The sequence below is a fragment of the Silvania confinis genome, from assembly GCF_025564085.1.
Lineage (GTDB): Bacteria > Pseudomonadota > Gammaproteobacteria > Enterobacterales > Enterobacteriaceae > Enterobacter > Enterobacter confinis.
The window spans coordinates 1-467 of sequence record NZ_JAMGZJ010000044.1 but is presented as its reverse complement, the minus strand read 5'-3'; the positions used below and the strand labels follow the sequence as shown (position 1 = coordinate 467).

Here is a 467-nt window from a genome sequence, read left to right as displayed (position 1 = left end):
AGAACGTAAGGCCAAGCCCGGCCCCGCTGCTGCGCAAGGAGCGGATGATCTGCAGATACTGCACCCCGAACGCGAGATCGAGGTCGCCGGCCGCAAGCTGACCGTGCGCGAGTACGGATTCGTCGAAGGGCTGCGGCTACGCCCCATGATCCAGCCGTTGCTCGATGACCTGTATGCCATCAGTCAAGGGGCTGTGCTTCCCGACCTAGAGCAGATCCTGGTGGTGCTCGGCCAGCACTCGGATCTCATCCCGCACCTGATGGCAGTGGCGGCCGACGTCGACGAAGAATGGGTGAAAGGTTTGCCGCACCGGGATGGAAACTTCCTGCTGTACGTCTGGTGGCTGGTGAACGGCCCTTTCTTTATCGGGGCGGTGGTGGACCGAATTCAAACCGAACGGGCAGCCGAAGAGGCCAGGAAGGCCGTTGGGCAGACATCTATGCTTGCCTCATCGCCGGAGGATACGG

The 467-nt window shown here is 62.1% G+C and carries 1 protein-coding gene; it reads left to right on the top strand.

From position 1 onward, the window contains the following. Nucleotides 1-467: DUF6631 family protein (locus M8013_RS00200; RefSeq protein WP_271265832.1), on the top strand; the 467-nt coding region annotated here is incomplete at both ends.